Genomic DNA, 17,932 nt, shown 5'->3' with positions numbered 1-17,932 from the left:
GAGCGGACAACGCATCGCAGAATGAGGAAGTGCAGTAAGAATGCCACCCATCGGAATTTCTCTGTTCCGGGGCCTGCAAAACATGCAAGGCTCGGCGGGGCTTGAACGCCGTTTGCGGCGTGGTGTCGAAGACGGCAGCGAACACCCCACGCGCGGCGGCGAGCGATTGGGGCGTGGATTGGCGGCCCGCCCGGACGGGGCGCTGGTCTGGATCCACCTGAAGAACGCGGATGAGTTGGAGAAGGTGCTGGGACTGATGCAGCGGTTCCAGGCGGATCACGAGGATCTGTCGGTTTTGATCACGACAACCCACCATGATGGCGCCCCACCCGAGGGACAAAGCTTCATCCATCAATATGCGCCCTATTCGGCCACCGCGCCTGTGACCGTGTTTCTGGATCACTGGCGCCCGGACATGCTTCTGTGGATGGATGACAAGCTGGATGTAACGCTGTTGCAAGCGGTATTCGACCGCAGGATCCCGGCTCATTGGGTCAACGCCCATGTTCCGAAAGAGGTGCAAAGCCAATGGCGCTGGCTGCCCGGATCCATAAAGTCTCTGATCAACGGATTCGACACTATTCTTGCGGAAAGTGACAGTGCGGCCCGTCAATTGCGCCGCTTCGGGGCGCTGGCTGACCGGGTCGTGACTTCGGGCCCGTTGCAGGTGCAGGTCGTGCCGCCCAGTTGCAACATGGCCGAGCGGGATCAAATCGCGGCCTCTCTGGCGGCGCGGCCGGTCTGGCTTGCGTCAGGTGTCTGCGAGGTTGAGGAGCAGGCGCTGGTGGATGCCCACAAACAACTGGTGCGAAAATCTCACCGCCTGCTGCTGATCATCGAGCCGCGCGAGCCTGATCGTGGCGCCGTTCTGGCCGACACGCTGGAGGCTGACGGCTGGGGCGTGGCCTGCCGATCCCGCGATGAGGATCCGACTTCGGACATCCAGATTTTCATCGCCGACCAAGAGGGTGAATCCGGCCTGTGGATGCATCTTGCCCCGATCACCTATGCCGGTGGCAGCATGGGAGTCGGAACCGAGCTGAACCCGCTGCAACCGGCGGCGCTGGGCTCGGTCGTGTTGTTTGGCCCCAAGGTAAACGGGTTCTTCGAATCCTATCGGCGCCTTGAACGCGCCGGTGCGGCGACCAGAATTGACGATCAGACCAGCCTGACCAAAGCGGTGGAACATCTGCTGTCACCGGAAGAAGCCGCGAAAATGGCGATGGCCGCCTGGGACGTGACCACCAGCGGCGCTGAAGTCACTGACCTGCTGCGCGACAAGTTGGCGGATGCGCTGGACCTGCGACAAGGGTAGGGGGGTGCGATGAAAACACCCCGCTTCTGGTTCACTTCCCCGTCGCAACCCGATTGGCGGGCGCGCCTTCTGGCGCCGCTTGGCTGGGCCTATGCTGCTGGCACGGCCCGGCGCGTGGCGGCGGGTGACGGGTATCTTGCGCAAGTCCCCGTGATTTGCATCGGCAATATCAATGCGGGCGGAACAGGCAAAACGCCCACCACGATCGCATTGGCCCAACGGCTGCTGGCACGGGGTTACGTCGTTCATATCGTATCCCGAGGACATAAAGGCACGGTTGAAGGCCCGATTCTGGTAAACGAACGCAACCACAGCGCCGCCGATGTGGGTGACGAGCCCTTGCTGATGGCCGCCTTTGCCAAGGTCTGGGTCGCGCGCGATCGGGCGGCGGGTGTGAAAGCCGCTGAAGCTGCCGGGGCGGATGTGATCCTGATGGATGACGGGTTTCAGAACCCTGCGGTTAAAAAAAGCCTGTCCATCGTGGTCGCGGATGCGGTGAAAGGCTTCGGCAATGCGCGCTGCATTCCCGCCGGGCCGCTGCGCGAGCCTGTTTCCGCGGGTTTACGTCGGGCCGATCTGTTGTTGTCGATTGGTCCCGATGGGGCGCAAGCACGGTTCTCACAGGCGTGGCGAAACACCATCCGCTGCCCCCATGCCACGGGCCAGCTTGTGCCGCTTCCGACCGGGATGGACTGGGCCGGGATGAAGGTTCTGGCCTTCGCGGGGATCGGTTTGCCCGAGAAGTTTTTTGCAACCGTCAAGGCGCTGGGCGCCGACCTTGTGCGGGCCGAGGCGCTGGCAGACCATCAACCCCTGACAGATGCGCTGATGAAACGGTTGCAGATCGAGGCGACCACCCTGGGTGCCCAGCTTGTCACGACCGAAAAAGACGCCGTGCGCCTGCCGCCCGCGTTCAAGCGGCAGGTGCTGACCATTCCCGTGCGATTAGAGCTGTCGGACTGGGCTTTGATAGACGCGGAGCTGCGGCGGATCGGGCTGGACTAGGCTCTTTCGACCGCGCCCATGCGCTCAGCTTTCCAGTTTCTCGTCAATCAGCTTGGCAAATTCCTCATAGGACATGTTGGAATAGGTTTCGCCGTCGATCACGAAAGATGGGGTGGCATTGATCTCGTCCGCCGTGGCGTTCTTTTGATAAGCGGCCACCATGCTCTGTGCCATCGCCTCGTCTTGCAGACAGGCGTCCATCTGTTCGTCATTCATGCCGGCAGTGCGGCCAAGCTTGCGCAGGTTGGCCAGAATGTTGCCGGGATCGCCGTCGCCGATCCATTCTTCCTGACCGGCATAGATCAGGTTGGTCAGGCCGAAATACCGATCCTCGCCCCCGCAGCGGGCGATCATGCCCGCCCAAAGACCGAAGCGATCAAAATACACCTCGCGGTGCACGAATTTGATCTTACCGGTGTCGATATAGTTCTTCTTCAGCTCCTTGAAGACCGTGTCGTGAAAATTGGCACAATGCGGGCAGGTGAAAGAGGCGTATTCGATCACCGTCACCGGTGCGTTTTCGTCGCCCATGACCATGTCCGGGGCCGGTTCGACATCGGCGTCTTGCGCCCCGGCAATCGAAACACCGGGAACCGAACCATTGTTCTGGCTCATATAGTAAACGCCGCCGCCAATCAGCAGAAGGGCCGCAAGCAGAAGGGGAAGAAATCGGGTCATGACAGGTCTCAGCCTCTTTCGTGTTTTTGTTTCGTCAGCACGTTTCGTGCCAGTGTTTCAAGGGCCGCACGCAGATCCGTGTCGGTGACATCGGATGTCACTTCGGCGGCACGCGCGCAGGTTTTTTCGTCAATCACAGGGGCCTTTTTGGGTGCCGGAGTGAACTGCGCCTGCCCTTCGGCAAAGCCCGTCGGAGCGGTCTGGGTGATCCTTACCCGCGCGATGGCATTATATCCATAGACCGCGTTCACCTTTTCGCGCAGCTTCTCTTTCTGCATTTCAAGCATCGGGGCCTGCGCACCGGTCGTCAGCACCGTAAGCGTGGCACCCATACCGCCACGGGCATAGGACACCTCGACCGGTTTTGCGATGGCGGCGGTGGCGTCGCCCACGATCTCGGCCCAATGGGTCAACACGCGCGACACCGCAAAACCGCGGGATTCGCCCGCCTTGCGAATGCGTTGCGTCAAAAGGGCCGAGGTTCGTTCAAACCCCTTCCGCCGACGCTGGTTGTTCTTAGGCTGATTCACGACTGGCACATCCCTGTTTTGCCCCTATTTTAGGTGGTTGAACATGCTATGCCAGTACAAAGCACGGATAGGGGATAACACTTGTGTGACGCGCCGAAACCCGCCGATCTGTTGGCCTGGTATGATCGCCATGCCCGCGATCTGCCGTGGCGCGTGGCGCCTGCGGATCGGTCGGCGGGCATGGTGCCCGACCCCTATGCGGTCTGGCTGTCCGAGATCATGTTGCAACAGACGACTGTTGCGGCGGTAAGAGACTATTTCACCCGGTTCATGGCCCTTTGGCCGACAGTAAAGGCCTTGGCTGCCGCCGAGGATGACCGCGTCATGGGCGAATGGGCGGGGCTTGGATATTATGCCCGCGCCCGCAATCTGTTGAAATGCGCGCGAGCAGTGACGCAGATAGGCGGGTTTCCCACGACCCGTGCGGGGCTTGAGGAACTGCCGGGCATTGGCCCCTATACCTCGGCTGCGATTGCCGCGATCGCCTATGACCTGCCGGAAACCGTGGTGGACGGGAATGTCGAGCGGGTGATGGCGCGGGTGTTTCAGATCGAGATGCCCTTGCCCGAGGCCAAGCCCGAGATGAAAGCCCGCGCCGCCAGTCTGACACCCGCCACGCGACCCGGCGATTACGCACAAGCCGTGATGGATCTGGGCGCCACGATCTGCACGCCCAAATCGCCAGCTTGCGGGATCTGTCCGTGGACCACGCATTGCCAGGCACGCAGGGCAGGGGTGCAGGCCACGCTGCCCGCGCGAAAGCCGAAAACCCCCAAGCCCACGCGATACGGCATCGCCTATCTTGCGCGGCGTCCGGACGGAGCCTGGTTGGTCGAACGGCGTCCAGAGAAAGGGTTGCTGGGCGGGATGCTAGGCTGGCCCGGCGCCGAATGGGGCGATTTTGCCACCGAGGCGGCCCCCTTTCGGGCGGATTGGACCGATCCGGGTGTTGAAGTGCGCCACACGTTTACGCATTTTCATCTGCGGTTGGCGCTTCGCGTGGCCGAAGTTCCAGACAGTGCGCGACCAAGGGTGGGCACGTTTCAGAAGATCCGGCCCAGTGACCTGCCAACAGTGATGCGCAAGGCCTTTGACGTTGCGAAAGCCGCCATGCCGGATTGAGCCATACGGGCCGCAAGGCTATATCTTTGGTTGGAACAGAAAGGACATCGCCATGGTTCCTGCGTCGACCGTTGCCCGGTTCCGAAATGCAGCGCCCTTCGGGGTCTCGCTTCTGCTGCCGGTACTGGTGTGCATCGCGGCGTGGAAGGGTGGGTGGTATCTGCTCTTGCCCCCGCTGGGGACTTGGTGGCTCTATGCTATGTTGGACGCCGCGATCGGGCGATATTCCGAGAATGCAGACCCTGACACACCTGAAAATGATCTTTTTTGGTATCGCCTCATCACGCTGATCTGGTTCCCCATTCAGGTCGTGATGATCTTCGGCATGATCTGGTATGTGACCGGCGCAAGCCACCTGTCATTGGCCGAGAAGTTCGGAGTGTTTTTCGGTGTGGGTGTCCTGTCTGGGGCGGTCGGCATCGTCTATGCGCATGAACTGATGCACCAATCCAACCGGTCGGAACGTTGGCTGGCCGACCTGCTGTTGGCCACGGTGCTTTACAGCCATTTCCGAACCGAGCATTTGCTGGTTCACCACCCTTATGTCGGCACAACGCGCGACGCCGTGACCGCGCGATACAACGAAGGGTTTCACCGCTATTTCTTCCGCGTCATTCGGGAATCGCCGGTGTCGGCCTGGCGCGCCGAAAAGGCGATGCTGGCGCGGCGGGGGCTGTCTGTCTTGGATGGATCGAACCCGTTCTGGCGCTATGGCGCGTTGCAACTGACATTCTGCATTCTGGCGGTTCTGATCGGCGGTTGGCTGGGTCTGGCGTTGTTTGCATTTCAGGCTCTGATTGCGATCTGGCAGTTGGAGCTGACAAACTATGTCGAACATTACGGCCTGACCCGCAAACATCTGGGTGACGGCAAATATGAACGCGTGATGCCCCGTCACAGTTGGAATGCTGACCACCGCGCGTCGAACTGGCTGTTGATCAACCTTCAACGCCATTCCGATCATCACTACAAACCCGCGCGGCGGTTTCCGTTGTTGCAGACCTATCCCGATGACGAGGCACCGCAACTGCCCTTTGGTTATCCGGTGATGACGGTGGCGGCGATGATCCCGCCCGTCTGGCGACGCGTGATGAACCCGCGCGTCAGGGCGTGGCGTAAACATCATTACCCCGAGATCTCGGATTGGAGCGCCTATAAGGCTGGCACCCTGCCGCCGCCAGGGCTGCGTTAAGGGAAGTGTGTGGGCGTGTCGCCCGCCTGCCACGGCGCGTATTTTTGCATGACATTCGCCAGACGGTTGCTGGTCAGAAATGTCTCTAACCATGCGGAAACGCGCGGTGTTGCTTCGGTATCAAAGCGCGGTTTGTTGATCATCGCGAATTGGCGCACGAAGGGCAGGGTGGCGAAATCGGCCAGCGTCGGCGCGTTGCCATACAGCCAACCGCCAGCCAGTTGCGGCTCAAGCGCGGCCAGAATCTCCATGGCTTCGGCGCGCGTTTCTTCGGGGTCGCTGTCGGGGTGACGCACGGCATATTTCGTCAGATCAAGTGCGCGTTTGAACGGGCCGTCAAACAGATCGACCAGATCGCGCCCTTCATCGGGCATGTCGCACAACCCTTCGGGGTCATTCTGCGCCAAGGCCCAACGCATGATGTCGAAACTTTCGTCCAAAACGCCTTCGGCCGTCACCAGACACGGGACCGTTGCCGAGGGCGACGCGTCAAGGAACGCTGTCGGCTTGTCGCGCAACAGGATCTCGCGCAGCTCGATCTGCACGCCGCTGCTGGCAATCGCCAGCCGTGCGCGGATCGCATAGGGGCAGCGTCGGAAGGAATAGAGGACAGGTATCATAGTCTGTTCCTGCCTGAAATGGGGCAGGGGGTGCAACCCATCGGTCAGCGCAAAAAAGCCCCGCCCTTTGCAGGGCGGGGTCAGTCAAGTTGCGCCGTGGCGGGCGAGCCACAGGCACAGGCGGTACGCCGTGTTGCGGGCACTTGTCGTTGCGCCCTGCAAAATCCTTGAAAATCAGTTCATCTCTGCCCGAATCTGTTGGCGCAGAAGGTCGATTGGAACTTTCTTTCCGTCCTGGCGGAAATGCCAATAGGTCCAACCATTGCAGCTTGGCGCGCTTTCCAACGCCGCGCCCACCTGGTGGATCGACCCGCGTGCTTCGCCGGAAATCAGGGTGCCATCGGCGCGCACCTTGGCCGTCTTGCCGCGCGGGCTTGTCAGCACCTCGCCGGGGCGCAACATGCCGCGTTCGACAAGCTGGCCGAAGGGCACGCGCGGTTCAGCACGCTTGGATGGGGTGGTGATCAGGGCTTCCTTGTCGAACTTGCGCACCTTGGCGATACGTTTTTCTGCGACCTTGCGATAGGCCTCCTCCCGTTCAATCCCGATAAATTCGCGCCCCAGCATCTTGGCCACGGCCCCCGTGGTGCCGGTGCCGAAGAACGGGTCAAGAATCACGTCGCCGGGGTTGGTGGACCCGACCAGAACACGATGCAGCAGGCTTTCCGGCTTCTGGGTCGGATGCGCCTTGTCGCCATTTTCGTCTTTCAGGCGTTCATGCCCCGTGCAGATCGGCAGAACCCAGTCGGATCGCATCTGGATACCTTCGTTCAGTGCCTTCAGGGCTTCATAGTTGAACGTGTATTTCGCACCTTCGGATTTCGAGGCCCAGATCATCGTCTCATGCGCGTTGGTGAACCGTTTGCCGCGGAAATTCGGCATCGGGTTCGACTTGCGCCACACCACATCGTTCAGGATCCAATAGCCCTGGTTCTGAAGTTCGGCGCCCATGCGAAAGACGTTGTGATACGAGCCGATCACCCAGATCGCGCCATTCGGTTTCAGGATGCGGCGCGCCGCTTTCAGCCAGGCGCGGGTGAACTGGTCATAGGCCTTGAAGCTGTCGAATTGATCCCAGTCGTCATCAACAGCATCGACCTTTGAGTTGTCGGGGCGGTGCAAATCGCCTTTCAACTGCAGGTTATAGGGCGGGTCAGCAAAAATAAGATCGACCGAGTTCTCCGGCAGACTGTTCATCACCTCGATGCAGTCACCGTCAATAATCTGGTTCAGCGGCAAGTCTACAGCCGCTTTTGTTGTGGTTTTCGTTGTCATTTCTGCCTCATGTACCCGGCGCATTTTGCGCCTATCGGTGGCGCATTGGTGCGCTCGTTTTGATGAAGTCAGAATGAGTCAAAGGCGATTCGCCGTCAAATTCTTTTTTGAATCAGTCACTTACATTTTCTTGTTGATACAAGATATTGTGCACCGGTTTGAACGAACGTCTATGGTGTGGGGTCACACCAAGATTTCGGAGCGCCAACCTGTGGCTTTTCGACGGGTAACCTGCGTTCGTCTCCCACCCATAGCCGGGAAACTGTTGCGCCAAATCCACCATGATCCGGTCGCGGGTGATTTTGGCGATGATCGAGGCAGCGGAAATCGACACCGAGCGCGCATCGCCTTTGACGATGGTCTCGGACGACACCGTCAATCCGCGCGGTGTCATGTTGCCGTCGATCAACACGTGATCGGGCGGAATGGGCAGCCCTGCAATCGCACGTTCCATCGCCAGATGGCTGGCGCGCAGAATGTTGAACGTGTCAATCTCCTCGACCGTGGCATGGGCGATGGATACCTCGGCGCAGGACATGATGGCATCGAACAGGACCTCGCGCCGCCGGGCGGTCAGGGCTTTGGAATCGTTCAGACCGTCGGGAATGCAAGTCGGGTTCAGCACCACCGCCGCCGCCGTGACAGGCCCGGCCAACGGCCCGCGCCCGACCTCGTCCACGCCGGCAATCCGGGCAAGGCCGCGTGTCATCGCGGCGGTTTCAAAGCTGTAATCCGGAACGTGTCTGGTCATGCCCCTGCGTGGCCGATCCAACCTGCCCCTGCAAGCAAAAAAGGCGGGAGGCGAACCTCCCGCAAGTTTCACGGCGTGCCAGGTTAGGGACGCCACGCCGCTGCTCGATGTTGGGTCAGTAATACCGCGACTGGCGATAGCCATGCTTACGCAAGCAACGCGGATAGTAGATCTTGCGGGTCACATAGGTGCCCTGCTTGTTGCGCGCCACAATCGTGTCGCGACAGCTGCGCGGCAGCTTGGAATAGTATGAGAAGTTCCGCTTCATGCAGCGTTTGCTGAAGAATTTCCGCTTTCCGTCCTGCATCCGATAGGTGCGCAGACAATCTGAGGGAAGGATCAGGTGTCGCGGGACAGGCTTTCGGTGAACCTTTCTGGGTGGGTCTTTTCGTTTATACGTGTCTTTGTTCGCTCCGTCATCGTCAGACAACAGAATACCCAGGGTTGCGATGCCCAGCAGCAACCCAAGGATTGCGGTGGTATCGTCATGGTCATTGCGCGATCCCCAGTCGTTGGCGGAAACCGGGGCAACAGACAGCGCCAGCGCAAGCGTGGCGCTGAGCGCGAATTTCAAAGGCAAGATCGTCAGGCGGCGTGTCATCATGTGTCCTTTCGGCAAGGCATCCTTGGGGACGCGTGGAAGATGATCCAAGAATGCGGCCCCCCGACAGGCCAAGCAATAACGCCGCAGTGTTATCGCCTATCAACGGCTTTGATATTGATTAACCCACGGGCGCACCGCATGGTTTGCACATGATGAAACAGACACTCTTTGCCCTTGCGCTTTCCCTGTATGCCCTGCCGTCCCAGGCGGGGTGTTATGCGGATTACAAAGCGAAACAGGATGACCCGCTCAGGCTGCATTACGGCGTTGTTGAACTGCCGGATGCCGCGTGCAACAACCGACAGGCCGCCACGCGGCAGGTGCGGCAACGGCTGGAAGATCAGGGGTGGCACCTTTTGAAGATCCAGTCGATTTTTGACGAGTCGGGCCTGACGGAAAGGAAAGAAAGTGCCGGAGAATTCTTCCTTCGCTTCTGACGCGCGGCGGGTGTCGAACCGGGTGGTCGTGGCAGGGATCGCCGCGATCGTCGCGATCCTGCTGGTCGCGGCCATCGTGTTGTTCATGACCCTGCCCGACGCCAATGCCTTCAATGCGCGCGTCGAACAGATTTTTATCGAGAATGATGGCCTGACCTCGGGGGCAGAAATCAAACTGCTTGAGATACTGGCCCAATCGGGCACTGCTTTTGCGGACACGCTGACCAGCTATCGCATGGTGATCTTTGTTCTTTTGGTGTTTGCCACCGCGCTCTTGATCGCAGCACTTGTCTTTCTGTTGACGATCATCGGCCTGAACCGACGTATGGGCGAGATCGAGCGCGCCGGCATTCAGGTCAACTCGCTTCTGATCAGCCGCGAGGAACGCACGGTTTACCTGAACAACATGGAATTTGCCCTGACCGAAGCGGCCATCGAAACGCTGTCAGCCCTGGCCGAGGCGCGGATGGACGAAGAAGTGCTTTCCGGGTCGGAGCTGGAGGCCCTGATCTCGGGCCGCGACCCGGCCGATTGCGACGAAGCCGCCGGTGCCACCCGCATCAAACGCCTGCGTGATGCACTGGGCAACCAGATGATCAGCGAGCTTCTGGTCAAAACCATCGCCCGCCGCGGCTATATGCTGTCGATCGACAAGGATGTCATTCGGATGCTGTAACAATCTGCTAAGGGTTGAAGCCACGACATGACAGAGGCTGGGACAGAGCGGTTGTGACCAAGATCGCTGATGACCCACGAGTCAAAAAAAGTCGAGCGACTTGGGGGCCGCTCGACCGTTTGCGGTTTTACGCGATGGACGAGGCAAAACAGATTGGGTGCTCAGCGTGTGGCAGCCCGTTTCTGTTGCGCCTCGACAAACATGTTCCAAGCGACCAGCTGAGGGGGGACCGGTGGGATGAATGGGATCAGATTCTGATCCTTTTCACATACGGGATCGGCATCTTTATCCTCGAACAGTTCGGGGAACATTTCTTGAAGATCAGCTTTGCAAACCATCATGGCGGAAGCTCCTCTGTTGCGCGTGCAGTTGGGACGGGTTCAATGTGACGAGGCCGGGATCAACAGGTCTCGTCACCAGTGTCTGCAGCGTCAGCACGCTCGCTGCATTGCAGCTTGTTCGGCAATCGTGTGCACGTTGTTTGACGCCAGGGGCTGCATCCCAAGCTCGCGATCATCAAAGGCATCGACGACGCGCTTGATGTCACTGCGCCGAAGCCCGATGTCGTCCAGGGTCCAATCATCCAAAGCCTGCAACGCCGCGATCATCTTGCGTCGTTTCCATTGCCTTATTACGGCCCTTCGCCAGCGGGAAAACAACGGTTCGGATGTCTCGTCCGAGGCCATGGTCAGATGCAGGTTGCGTTGGTTCAAGTAGTTTCGGTGTGACAAAACGGGATGCATTTCGTTCTCCGGTAGTCTGATTGTTGAGCTGGACACCACGCGCAGAAAGCACCGAACAGATCTAACCGTTCGCTGCGGCGTTGGTGCCTGTACATATCATGTGATCAGGTTGATCAGATTTCCCCGAGGCAGAGCGAGACACAACAGTCCGCCCCACCCGGGGCTACCGGCGGTTCAGTAGAGTTCCTGCGAAGTGCAGTACCTTCTTATGTAAATCGCGCATCATCATGTGATTGATATGGACCCTCGCCATCGTATCTTCAAGCCACCCCCGGCCTCTGCGACCTTCCGACGCGAGTTTCCGCTGATCAATCCATAAAAGCTGACCGGAAAGGTATCATTTGTCGGCCCGAGGCCAGTATTCACCAACCGGCTGATCAGGTTTCAATCAGCCCGACCCAATGTCGAAGTTTGTTTTCAACCAACAGCGGCAACCGCGGACGAAACGGGTACGGTCGGAGGCTGTAGAGAAACCGGAAGTGCGCGCAAACTTTTTCTGGCTTTCTTGAAGGTCTTCGGCGGTAACCGAACATCCCCGCGGCGCACAGCATCGACGCCCGCCATCCGCTCCCACCCTGCCTGCATCGCGAACTTCCGGGCCTCGCCTGAGGCAGCGATCCGAACGCCACCTTGGTGTTGAGCTCGAAGATGCTTTGAGCAACGCAGAAAAGATCGACATCCAACCAGCTGTGGTAAGTGGCGTTGCCGTTTGCCATCACAAAGCGCTTGTCTATCATTGAAGCAGCGAAGATGTCGGGAGCCCAATTGACGGATGCTGCGTGGTGTTCGGATGGCGGCAATGGACAATCACCACGTCAATAAGGCGCAGTGTATAACAACTGATTTGATTTTTTCCGCGCGATAAGAAATTGTAAACTTCAGATAAGTTTGAGGTGCCGGGGATGAGTGGCCGAAAGATCAGGAACATGGAAGAGTTTGCTGCGGTCAGTGGCATCTCGCGACCGACCGTTTCGAAATACTTCAACGATCCTGCGAGTGTGCGGGCATCGACGCGCGAGAAAATTGAAAGGGCACTCAAGAAACACGACTATCGCCCTAATATCTTTGCGATGAACCAAAACAGGAAGCTGACCAAGAACCTGGGGATCGTAGTGCCCTATCTGGCCGATCCGTTTTTTGCCGAGATCGCGCGACGTATCGAGGATATGGTCATTTCGGCTGGGTTTCGACCGATCCTTCTAAGCTCCCATGGCGATGCAAAGCTCGAGGTGGAAAACCTGGAGTCGTTGTTGTCGATCAAGCCAGCGGGCGTTTTGCTGGCGCCTCTTGGGCGCATTTCTGACACAGCCGCGATCGAACGGTTTTGCCGTGAGGTACCCACGGTGAACTTCGACGCAAACATTGATGGGGTTGGTGAAGCGTTTGTCGGGCACAATAATGCTCAAGCCACCGAAATGATGCTGGAGTACCTCACAAGAACGGGTGAACCCCCTGTATTTTTCGAGATGAAGTCCCCACCGAACCCGAACGCCAACAAGCGGCGAACAGCTTACGTGGAAACGATGGAGCGCATGGGGCACACGCCCCATGTGATACAGGCATCCGGCGAAGGGTGGGACATCGAGGAAATCGGCTATCGCGAAGGTGCACGTGTGTTGTCAGAAGACTCGCTGCCATCGCCCACTGTGTTTTGCAGCAATGACCGTTTGGCAATTGGGTTCCTGGCTGCGGCCTATGAAGCAGGGTTCAAAGTTGGTTTGGGGGATGATTGTGCGCTGCGCGTGGCGGGCCATGATAACCACCCGTTTTCCCGATACACCTGCCCGACACTGACGACGGTGTCACATAACTACTCGGCGATCGCGACCAAAAGCGTCGAGACCATTATGGCGATGATCGAATCTGGAGAGCGTGCCCCGGAACGCAAATCGACGTTATTTGATGGAGAACTCATAATGCGCGCATCCGCATAAGCAATTGTTTTTGTGGGATACGAACAAATAAATTTACGCGCGTAAAAATTAAGATTGACGAAGCGGAAATCTAAACTCTATGCTCGTAGAGTAATTTACATTCCGTGGGAGGAAACAATGAAACTTGCTAACGCACTTCGTGCGGCAACGGCGCTAACTGTGATGAGCACAGGTGCGGTCTTCGCTGACACAATTACGATCGCCACAGTAAACAACGGCGATATGATCCGTATGCAGGGCTATACCGACGATTTCACCGCCAAGACCGGACATGAGGTTGAGTGGGTAACGCTGGAAGAGAATGTTCTTCGTCAACGTGTCACAACCGACATCACCACCAAGGGCGGTGCGTTCGACATCATGACAATCGGGATGTACGAAACCCCGATCTGGGGTGCCAACGGATGGCTTGTTCCGCTTGATGATCTTTCTGCTGAATACGACGTGGACGACATCCTGCCCGCGATGCGCGCGGGTCTGAGCCACGACGGCACGCTATATGCCGCGCCGTTCTACGGCGAAAGCTCGATGATCATGTATCGCACCGACCTGATGGAAAAAGCCGGTCTGGAGATGCCCGAAGCGCCCACCTGGCAGTTCATCCGTGAGGCCGCGGCGGCGATGACGGATCGCGGCAACGAAATCAACGGCATCTGCCTGCGCGGCAAGGCCGGTTGGGGCGAGGGCGGCGCGTTTATCACCGTCACAGCCAATTCGTTCGGCGCACGCTGGTTCGACGAAGAGTGGAACGCGCAGTTTGATCAACCGGAATGGGCCGAGGCACTGAATTTCTTTGTTGGGATGATGGAAGAAAGCGGCCCTCCGGGCTATGCGACCAACGGCTTCAACGAAAACCTGTCGCTGTTCCAGCAAGGCAAATGCGGCATGTGGATCGACGCGACGGTTGCTGCGTCTTTCGTGACCAACCCCGACGATTCAACCGTGGCCGACAAGGTCGGTTTCGCGCTTGCCCCCAACAGTGAAGGTGTCGAGAAGAAGTCGAACTGGCTTTGGGCTTGGGCCTTGGCAATCCCTGCCGGCTCGCAGAAGGTCGACATCGCCAAAGAGTTCATCGAATGGGCAACTTCGAAAGAATATATCGAACTGGTCGCAGCCAAAGAAGGTTGGGCAAATGTTCCCCCCGGTGCGCGCACGTCACTGTATGAGAACGAGAACTATCAGGGCGTTCCTTTCGCAAAAATGACGCTGGATTCCATTCAGGCCGCCGATCCGACCAACCCGACCGTCAAACCGGTGCCGTATGTTGGGATTCAGTTCGTCGCAATCCCCGAGTTTGCCGGCATCGCGACCGAAGTCAGCCAGGAATTCTCGGCGGCTTATGCCGGCCAGCAAAGCGTGGAAGAGGCGTTGGAAAAAGCGCAGGCGATCACCAACGACGCCATGGAAGCCGCAGGCTACCGCTAAGCGCTCATGCAACGCACACGAGGGGCGGCAAACACCCCGCCCCTCGACCGACAAACAAATCCTAAATAATTTGACCTCGTTTCAGGCGGCTTGGTCCGTCAACGAAGGAGATGTGTCATGGCCACTCAACACTCACGTTCCGCCGCCAGATTGATGATGGCCCCTGCGGTAATCCTGCTTCTTGGATGGATGTTGGTCCCATTGACCATGACATTGTTCTTTTCATTCAAGAAATACCTGCCGCTGCGCGGCGACTCCATGGCCAATGGCCTGGATTGGGTGGGCTTCGACAACTACGTTCGGTTCGTCAGTTCCAGCTCCTTCTGGCCCAGCATTCAAGCCACACTGATCATCGTCGGTGGCGTCCTGGCGATTACGATCGTGTTTGGTGTCATGCTGGCGATCCTGCTGGACCAGCCGATGTGGGGCCAGGGGATCGTGCGCATCCTGGTCATCGCCCCGTTCTTCGTCATGCCGACGGTTTCGGCCCTGGTGTGGAAGAACATGTTCATGGACCCGGTGAACGGCCTGCTTGCACATCTGTGGCGGGCATTCGGCGCCGAACCGGTGCAATGGCTCAGCCAGGCGTCGTTGCCGTCGCTGATCATGATCGTATCCTGGCAGTGGCTTCCCTTCGCGACACTGATCCTGCTGACGGCCATTCAATCGCTGGACAGTGAACAGTTAGAGGCGGCTGAGATGGATGGCGCCCCCGTCCTGAAACGATTCTGGTTCATCATTCTACCGCACCTGTCCCGCGCCATCACGATCGTGATCCTGATCCAGACGATTTTCCTTTTGGCAATCTTCGCCGAGATTTTCGTGACCACCGGCGGTGCATTCGGCACCAAGACACTGTCCTACCTGATCTTCCAGCGCGTGCTGGAGAGCCAGAACGTCGGGCTGGGGTCCGCGGGCGGTGTCTATGCAATCATTCTGGCCAATATCGTTGCCATCTTCCTGATGCGCATCGTTGGCAAAAACCTGGACGCATGAGGAGGAGCACGACATGGCACGCACAGCAACAGCGCAGCGCAAAGCACTGAACACCGCCCTGGCTTGGGTCGTCGGTCTTCTGATTTTTTTCCCGATCCTGTGGACGATCCTGACCAGCTTCAAGACCGAGGCACAGGCCATCGCAAGCCCGCCGATTTTCCTGAACTTCGATTGGACGCTGGAGAACTACGCCATCGTACAAGAGCGGTCGAACTATATGCGGTTCCTGTGGAACTCGGTCATCATCGCGGGGGGGTCCACGATTCTGGGCACGATCATCGCGATCCCCGCCGCGTGGTCCATGGCTTTCGTGCCTTCCAAGCGGACCAAGGATATTCTTTTGTGGATGCTGTCCACCAAGATGCTTCCGGCGGTGGGCGTCCTGTATCCGATCTATTTGTTGTTCATCAAGTTGGGGCTGCTGGACAGCCGCGCCGGGCTGGTCATCGTGTTGATGCTGATCAACCTGCCGATCATTGTCTGGATGCTCTATACCTATTTCCGCGAAATTCCGGGCGAGATTCTGGAAGCCGCGCGGATGGACGGCGCCACGTTGAAAGAAGAGATCCTGTATGTCCTGACGCCCATGGCGATCCCGGGCATCGCATCCACCCTGTTGTTGAACTTCATCCTGGCATGGAACGAAGCGTTCTGGATGCTCAACCTGACGGCCGCACAGGCCGCCCCTTTGACGGCTTTCATCGCCAGCTACTCCAGCCCCGAGGGTCTGTTCTATGCGAAACTCAGCGCGGCTTCGACCATGGCCATCGCGCCAATCCTCATCCTTGGCTGGTTCAGCCAGAAACAACTTGTCCGCGGCTTGACCTTCGGCGCAGTGAAATAAGGAAAGATCATGGGACGTATCGTACTCGATCAAGTATCCAAAAGCTTCGGCGAGGTGGAAGTTATCCCACCGCTGGACCTGACCATAGAAGATGGTGAATTCACGGTGTTCGTCGGCCCATCGGGCTGCGGCAAGTCCACGCTGCTGCGACTGATCGCTGGGCTTGAGGACACCACAAGTGGGCACATCCGCATTGACGGAGAGGACGCCACCAATGTGCCCCCCGCCAAGCGCGGTCTGGCGATGGTTTTCCAGTCCTATGCGCTTTATCCGCATATGTCGGTGCGCAAGAACATAGCGTTCCCAATGCGCATGGCGAAGATGAGCCAGGACGAACAAGACAAGCGCATCGAGGCCGCCGCCAAGGCGCTGAACCTGACCGACTATCTTGATCGTCGCCCCGGGCAACTGTCAGGCGGGCAACGCCAGCGCGTGGCCATTGGTCGGGCCATTGTGCGCGAACCGTCTGCGTTCTTGTTTGACGAGCCGCTATCAAACCTCGATGCCGCGTTGCGTGTCGGTATGCGCATGGAGATTTCGGAGCTGCACAAGAAGCTTGATACGACGATGATCTATGTGACCCATGACCAGGTCGAAGCGATGACCATGGCCGACAAGATTGTCGTGCTTCAAGCCGGTGTGATCGAACAGGTCGGCACGCCGCTTGAACTGTATCGCGCGCCGCGCAACGTCTTTGTTGCAGGCTTTATTGGCAGTCCGAAAATGAACTTGATTGAGGGTGCTGAGGTCGCAAAGCACGATGCACATACCATCGGCATTCGTCCTGAACATATCGACGTGTCTACGACCGAAGGTCTGTGGCAGGGCACTGTTGGGGTCGCGGAGCACTTGGGATCTGACACCTTTATTCACATTCACGGCGTGCCCGGTTGTGAACCCATGACAGTTCGCACGGATGGCGAATTTGGCGTGAAACACGGCGATACGGTTTTCCTGACACCCAACCTTGCACATTTACACCGCTTTGATGCTGAGGGGCTGCGGCTGGAATGAAACGACTTGCCGGTAAAACAGCACTGATCACGGGCGCGGCACGCGGTATTGGGCTTGAATTTGCGAAGGCCTATGTTGCGGAAGGCGCACGGGTCGCGGTGGCCGATATCGACATGGCGCGCGCGCAAGCCGCCGTGCAGGAATTGGGCAGCGCCGCGATTGCCGTCGAAATGGATGTGACCCAGCAAGACAGCATCGACGCAGCCGTCGCACAGACAGCAGAGCAGTTTGGCGGGATCGACGTCTTGGTCAACAACGCAGCCATCTTCACGGCCGCACCTATCGCCGAGATCACCCGAGACGATTTTGATGCCGTCTTTGCCATCAACGTGTCCGGTGTACTGTTCTCCATGCAAGCCGTGGCGCGCCACATGATTGAACGCGGTGAAGGGGGCAAGATCATCAATATGGCCAGCCAAGCGGGTCGACGTGGCGAGGCATTGGTCGGTGTCTACTGCGCCTCGAAGGCGGCGGTCATCAGTCTGACTCAGTCTGCGGGTCTTAATCTTATTCAACACGGTATCAACGTGAATGCCATTGCGCCCGGCGTGGTCGATGGCGAGCATTGGGACGGTGTCGACGCCTTCTTCGCGAAGTACGAAGGCAAGCCGCTTGGTCAGAAAAAGAAAGAGGTGGGCGAGGCGGTGCCATTCGGGCGTATGGGCACCGCTCACGACCTGACTGGAATGGCCATTTTCCTCGCAACCAGCGAGGCGGACTACATCGTGGCCCAGACCATCGGTGTAGATGGCGGGAACTGGATGAGTTGAA

Annotated in this window: 20 protein-coding genes; 13 read left to right on the top strand and 7 right to left on the bottom strand. The window is 58.5% G+C overall.

Annotation, left to right across the window (positions count from 1 at the left end; genetic code table 11):
- The first annotated feature begins 40 nt into the window (after positions 1-40).
- Both MUY21_RS09920 and lpxK read left to right on the top strand, forming a co-directional pair.
- Positions 41-1,315 carry a glycosyltransferase N-terminal domain-containing protein gene (locus MUY21_RS09920; RefSeq protein ID WP_248410241.1) on the top strand — a complete coding sequence of 425 codons (1,275 nt, stop codon included), beginning with the start codon at positions 41-43 and terminating at the stop codon, positions 1,313-1,315.
- 9 nt (positions 1,316-1,324) lie between these two features.
- On the top strand, positions 1,325-2,320 hold the full coding sequence (gene lpxK / locus MUY21_RS09915) for a tetraacyldisaccharide 4'-kinase (RefSeq protein ID WP_248410240.1): 996 nt from the start codon (positions 1,325-1,327) through the stop codon (positions 2,318-2,320).
- A 24-nt stretch (positions 2,321-2,344) separates the two neighbouring features.
- Here lpxK and MUY21_RS09910 read toward each other — a convergent pair whose 3' ends face one another.
- A complete protein-coding gene (locus MUY21_RS09910; RefSeq protein ID WP_248410239.1) occupies positions 2,345-2,998 on the bottom strand; it encodes a DsbA family protein in 654 nt (217 codons plus the stop codon).
- Between the two features lie 8 nt (positions 2,999-3,006).
- A complete protein-coding gene (locus MUY21_RS09905) occupies positions 3,007-3,528 on the bottom strand; it encodes a DUF721 domain-containing protein (RefSeq protein ID WP_248410238.1) in 522 nt (173 codons plus the stop codon).
- A gap of 81 nt (positions 3,529-3,609) precedes the next feature.
- On the opposite strand from MUY21_RS09905, the gene mutY reads away from it, so the two are divergent.
- Positions 3,610-4,650, top strand: coding sequence for an A/G-specific adenine glycosylase (mutY, locus tag MUY21_RS09900; RefSeq protein ID WP_248410237.1), 1,041 nt, complete (start codon positions 3,610-3,612; stop codon positions 4,648-4,650).
- 52 nt (positions 4,651-4,702) lie between these two features.
- Positions 4,703-5,842: an alkane 1-monooxygenase gene (locus MUY21_RS09895; RefSeq protein ID WP_248410236.1), complete on the top strand. Its 1,140-nt coding sequence runs from the start codon at positions 4,703-4,705 to the stop codon at positions 5,840-5,842.
- Here the strand turns inward: MUY21_RS09895 and MUY21_RS09890 are convergent.
- From MUY21_RS09890 to MUY21_RS09875, 4 genes are all read right to left on the bottom strand, one after another.
- The gene (locus MUY21_RS09890) at positions 5,839-6,462 is read right to left on the bottom strand and encodes a glutathione S-transferase (protein ID WP_248410235.1); all 624 of its coding nucleotides are present in this window, start codon (positions 6,460-6,462) and stop codon (positions 5,839-5,841) included. The genes MUY21_RS09895 and MUY21_RS09890 overlap by 4 nt on opposite strands.
- A 174-nt stretch (positions 6,463-6,636) precedes the next feature.
- On the bottom strand, positions 6,637-7,737 hold the full coding sequence (locus MUY21_RS09885) for a site-specific DNA-methyltransferase (RefSeq protein WP_248410234.1): 1,101 nt from the start codon (positions 7,735-7,737) through the stop codon (positions 6,637-6,639).
- A 112-nt stretch (positions 7,738-7,849) separates the two neighbouring features.
- Positions 7,850-8,488, bottom strand: coding sequence for a ribonuclease HII (locus tag MUY21_RS09880; protein ID WP_248410233.1), 639 nt, complete (start codon positions 8,486-8,488; stop codon positions 7,850-7,852).
- Between the two features lie 115 nt (positions 8,489-8,603).
- The gene (locus tag MUY21_RS09875; RefSeq protein WP_248410232.1) at positions 8,604-9,089 is read right to left on the bottom strand and encodes a hypothetical protein; all 486 of its coding nucleotides are present in this window, start codon (positions 9,087-9,089) and stop codon (positions 8,604-8,606) included.
- A gap of 155 nt (positions 9,090-9,244) precedes the next feature.
- Between MUY21_RS09875 and MUY21_RS09870 the strand changes: the two genes are divergently transcribed.
- Genes MUY21_RS09870 through MUY21_RS09860 form a run of 3 tightly spaced genes read left to right on the top strand, consistent with a single transcriptional unit; the run spans position 9,245 to position 10,594 of the window.
- Positions 9,245-9,529, top strand: coding sequence for a hypothetical protein (locus tag MUY21_RS09870; protein ID WP_248410231.1), 285 nt, complete (start codon positions 9,245-9,247; stop codon positions 9,527-9,529).
- Positions 9,501-10,205: a helix-turn-helix domain-containing protein gene (locus tag MUY21_RS09865; protein ID WP_191286899.1), complete on the top strand. Its 705-nt coding sequence runs from the start codon at positions 9,501-9,503 to the stop codon at positions 10,203-10,205. The genes MUY21_RS09870 and MUY21_RS09865 overlap by 29 nt, the downstream gene beginning before the upstream one ends.
- Positions 10,206-10,258: 53 nt before the next feature.
- The gene (locus tag MUY21_RS09860; protein WP_248410230.1) at positions 10,259-10,594 is read left to right on the top strand and encodes a hypothetical protein; all 336 of its coding nucleotides are present in this window, start codon (positions 10,259-10,261) and stop codon (positions 10,592-10,594) included.
- A 42-nt stretch (positions 10,595-10,636) separates the two neighbouring features.
- Here the strand turns inward: MUY21_RS09860 and MUY21_RS09855 are convergent, their stop codons facing one another.
- Complete coding sequence (locus tag MUY21_RS09855) at positions 10,637-10,948, bottom strand: DUF1127 domain-containing protein (protein WP_248410229.1); 312 nt, start codon at positions 10,946-10,948, stop codon at positions 10,637-10,639.
- Positions 10,949-11,850: 902 nt separating this feature from the next.
- Here MUY21_RS09855 and MUY21_RS09850 point away from each other — a divergent pair.
- The 6 genes from MUY21_RS09850 (at position 11,851) to MUY21_RS09825 (ending at position 17,931) form a co-directional block, all read left to right on the top strand.
- Entirely contained in the window at positions 11,851-12,882 is a 1,032-nt protein-coding gene (locus MUY21_RS09850; protein ID WP_248410228.1) for a LacI family DNA-binding transcriptional regulator, read from the top strand.
- Positions 12,883-12,999: 117 nt separating this feature from the next.
- The gene (locus MUY21_RS09845; protein WP_248410227.1) at positions 13,000-14,307 is read left to right on the top strand and encodes a sugar ABC transporter substrate-binding protein; all 1,308 of its coding nucleotides are present in this window, start codon (positions 13,000-13,002) and stop codon (positions 14,305-14,307) included.
- A 117-nt stretch (positions 14,308-14,424) separates the two neighbouring features.
- A complete protein-coding gene (locus tag MUY21_RS09840; RefSeq protein WP_248410226.1) occupies positions 14,425-15,303 on the top strand; it encodes a sugar ABC transporter permease in 879 nt (292 codons plus the stop codon).
- Positions 15,304-15,316: 13 nt separating this feature from the next.
- Positions 15,317-16,147 carry a carbohydrate ABC transporter permease gene (locus MUY21_RS09835; protein WP_248410225.1) on the top strand — a complete coding sequence of 277 codons (831 nt, stop codon included), beginning with the start codon at positions 15,317-15,319 and terminating at the stop codon, positions 16,145-16,147.
- Between the two features lie 9 nt (positions 16,148-16,156).
- Entirely contained in the window at positions 16,157-17,161 is a 1,005-nt protein-coding gene (locus tag MUY21_RS09830) for an ABC transporter ATP-binding protein (RefSeq protein ID WP_248410224.1), read from the top strand.
- Positions 17,158-17,931: an L-iditol 2-dehydrogenase gene (locus MUY21_RS09825; protein ID WP_248410223.1), complete on the top strand. Its 774-nt coding sequence runs from the start codon at positions 17,158-17,160 to the stop codon at positions 17,929-17,931. The genes MUY21_RS09830 and MUY21_RS09825 overlap by 4 nt, the downstream gene beginning before the upstream one ends.
- Position 17,932 lies beyond the last annotated feature (1 nt).

Source organism: Aliiroseovarius sp. S2029, assembly GCF_023195575.1.
GTDB lineage: Bacteria > Pseudomonadota > Alphaproteobacteria > Rhodobacterales > Rhodobacteraceae > Aliiroseovarius > Aliiroseovarius zhejiangensis.
The sequence above is the reverse complement of the archived record's forward strand: the minus strand, read 5'-3'. Positions and strand labels throughout refer to the sequence as shown.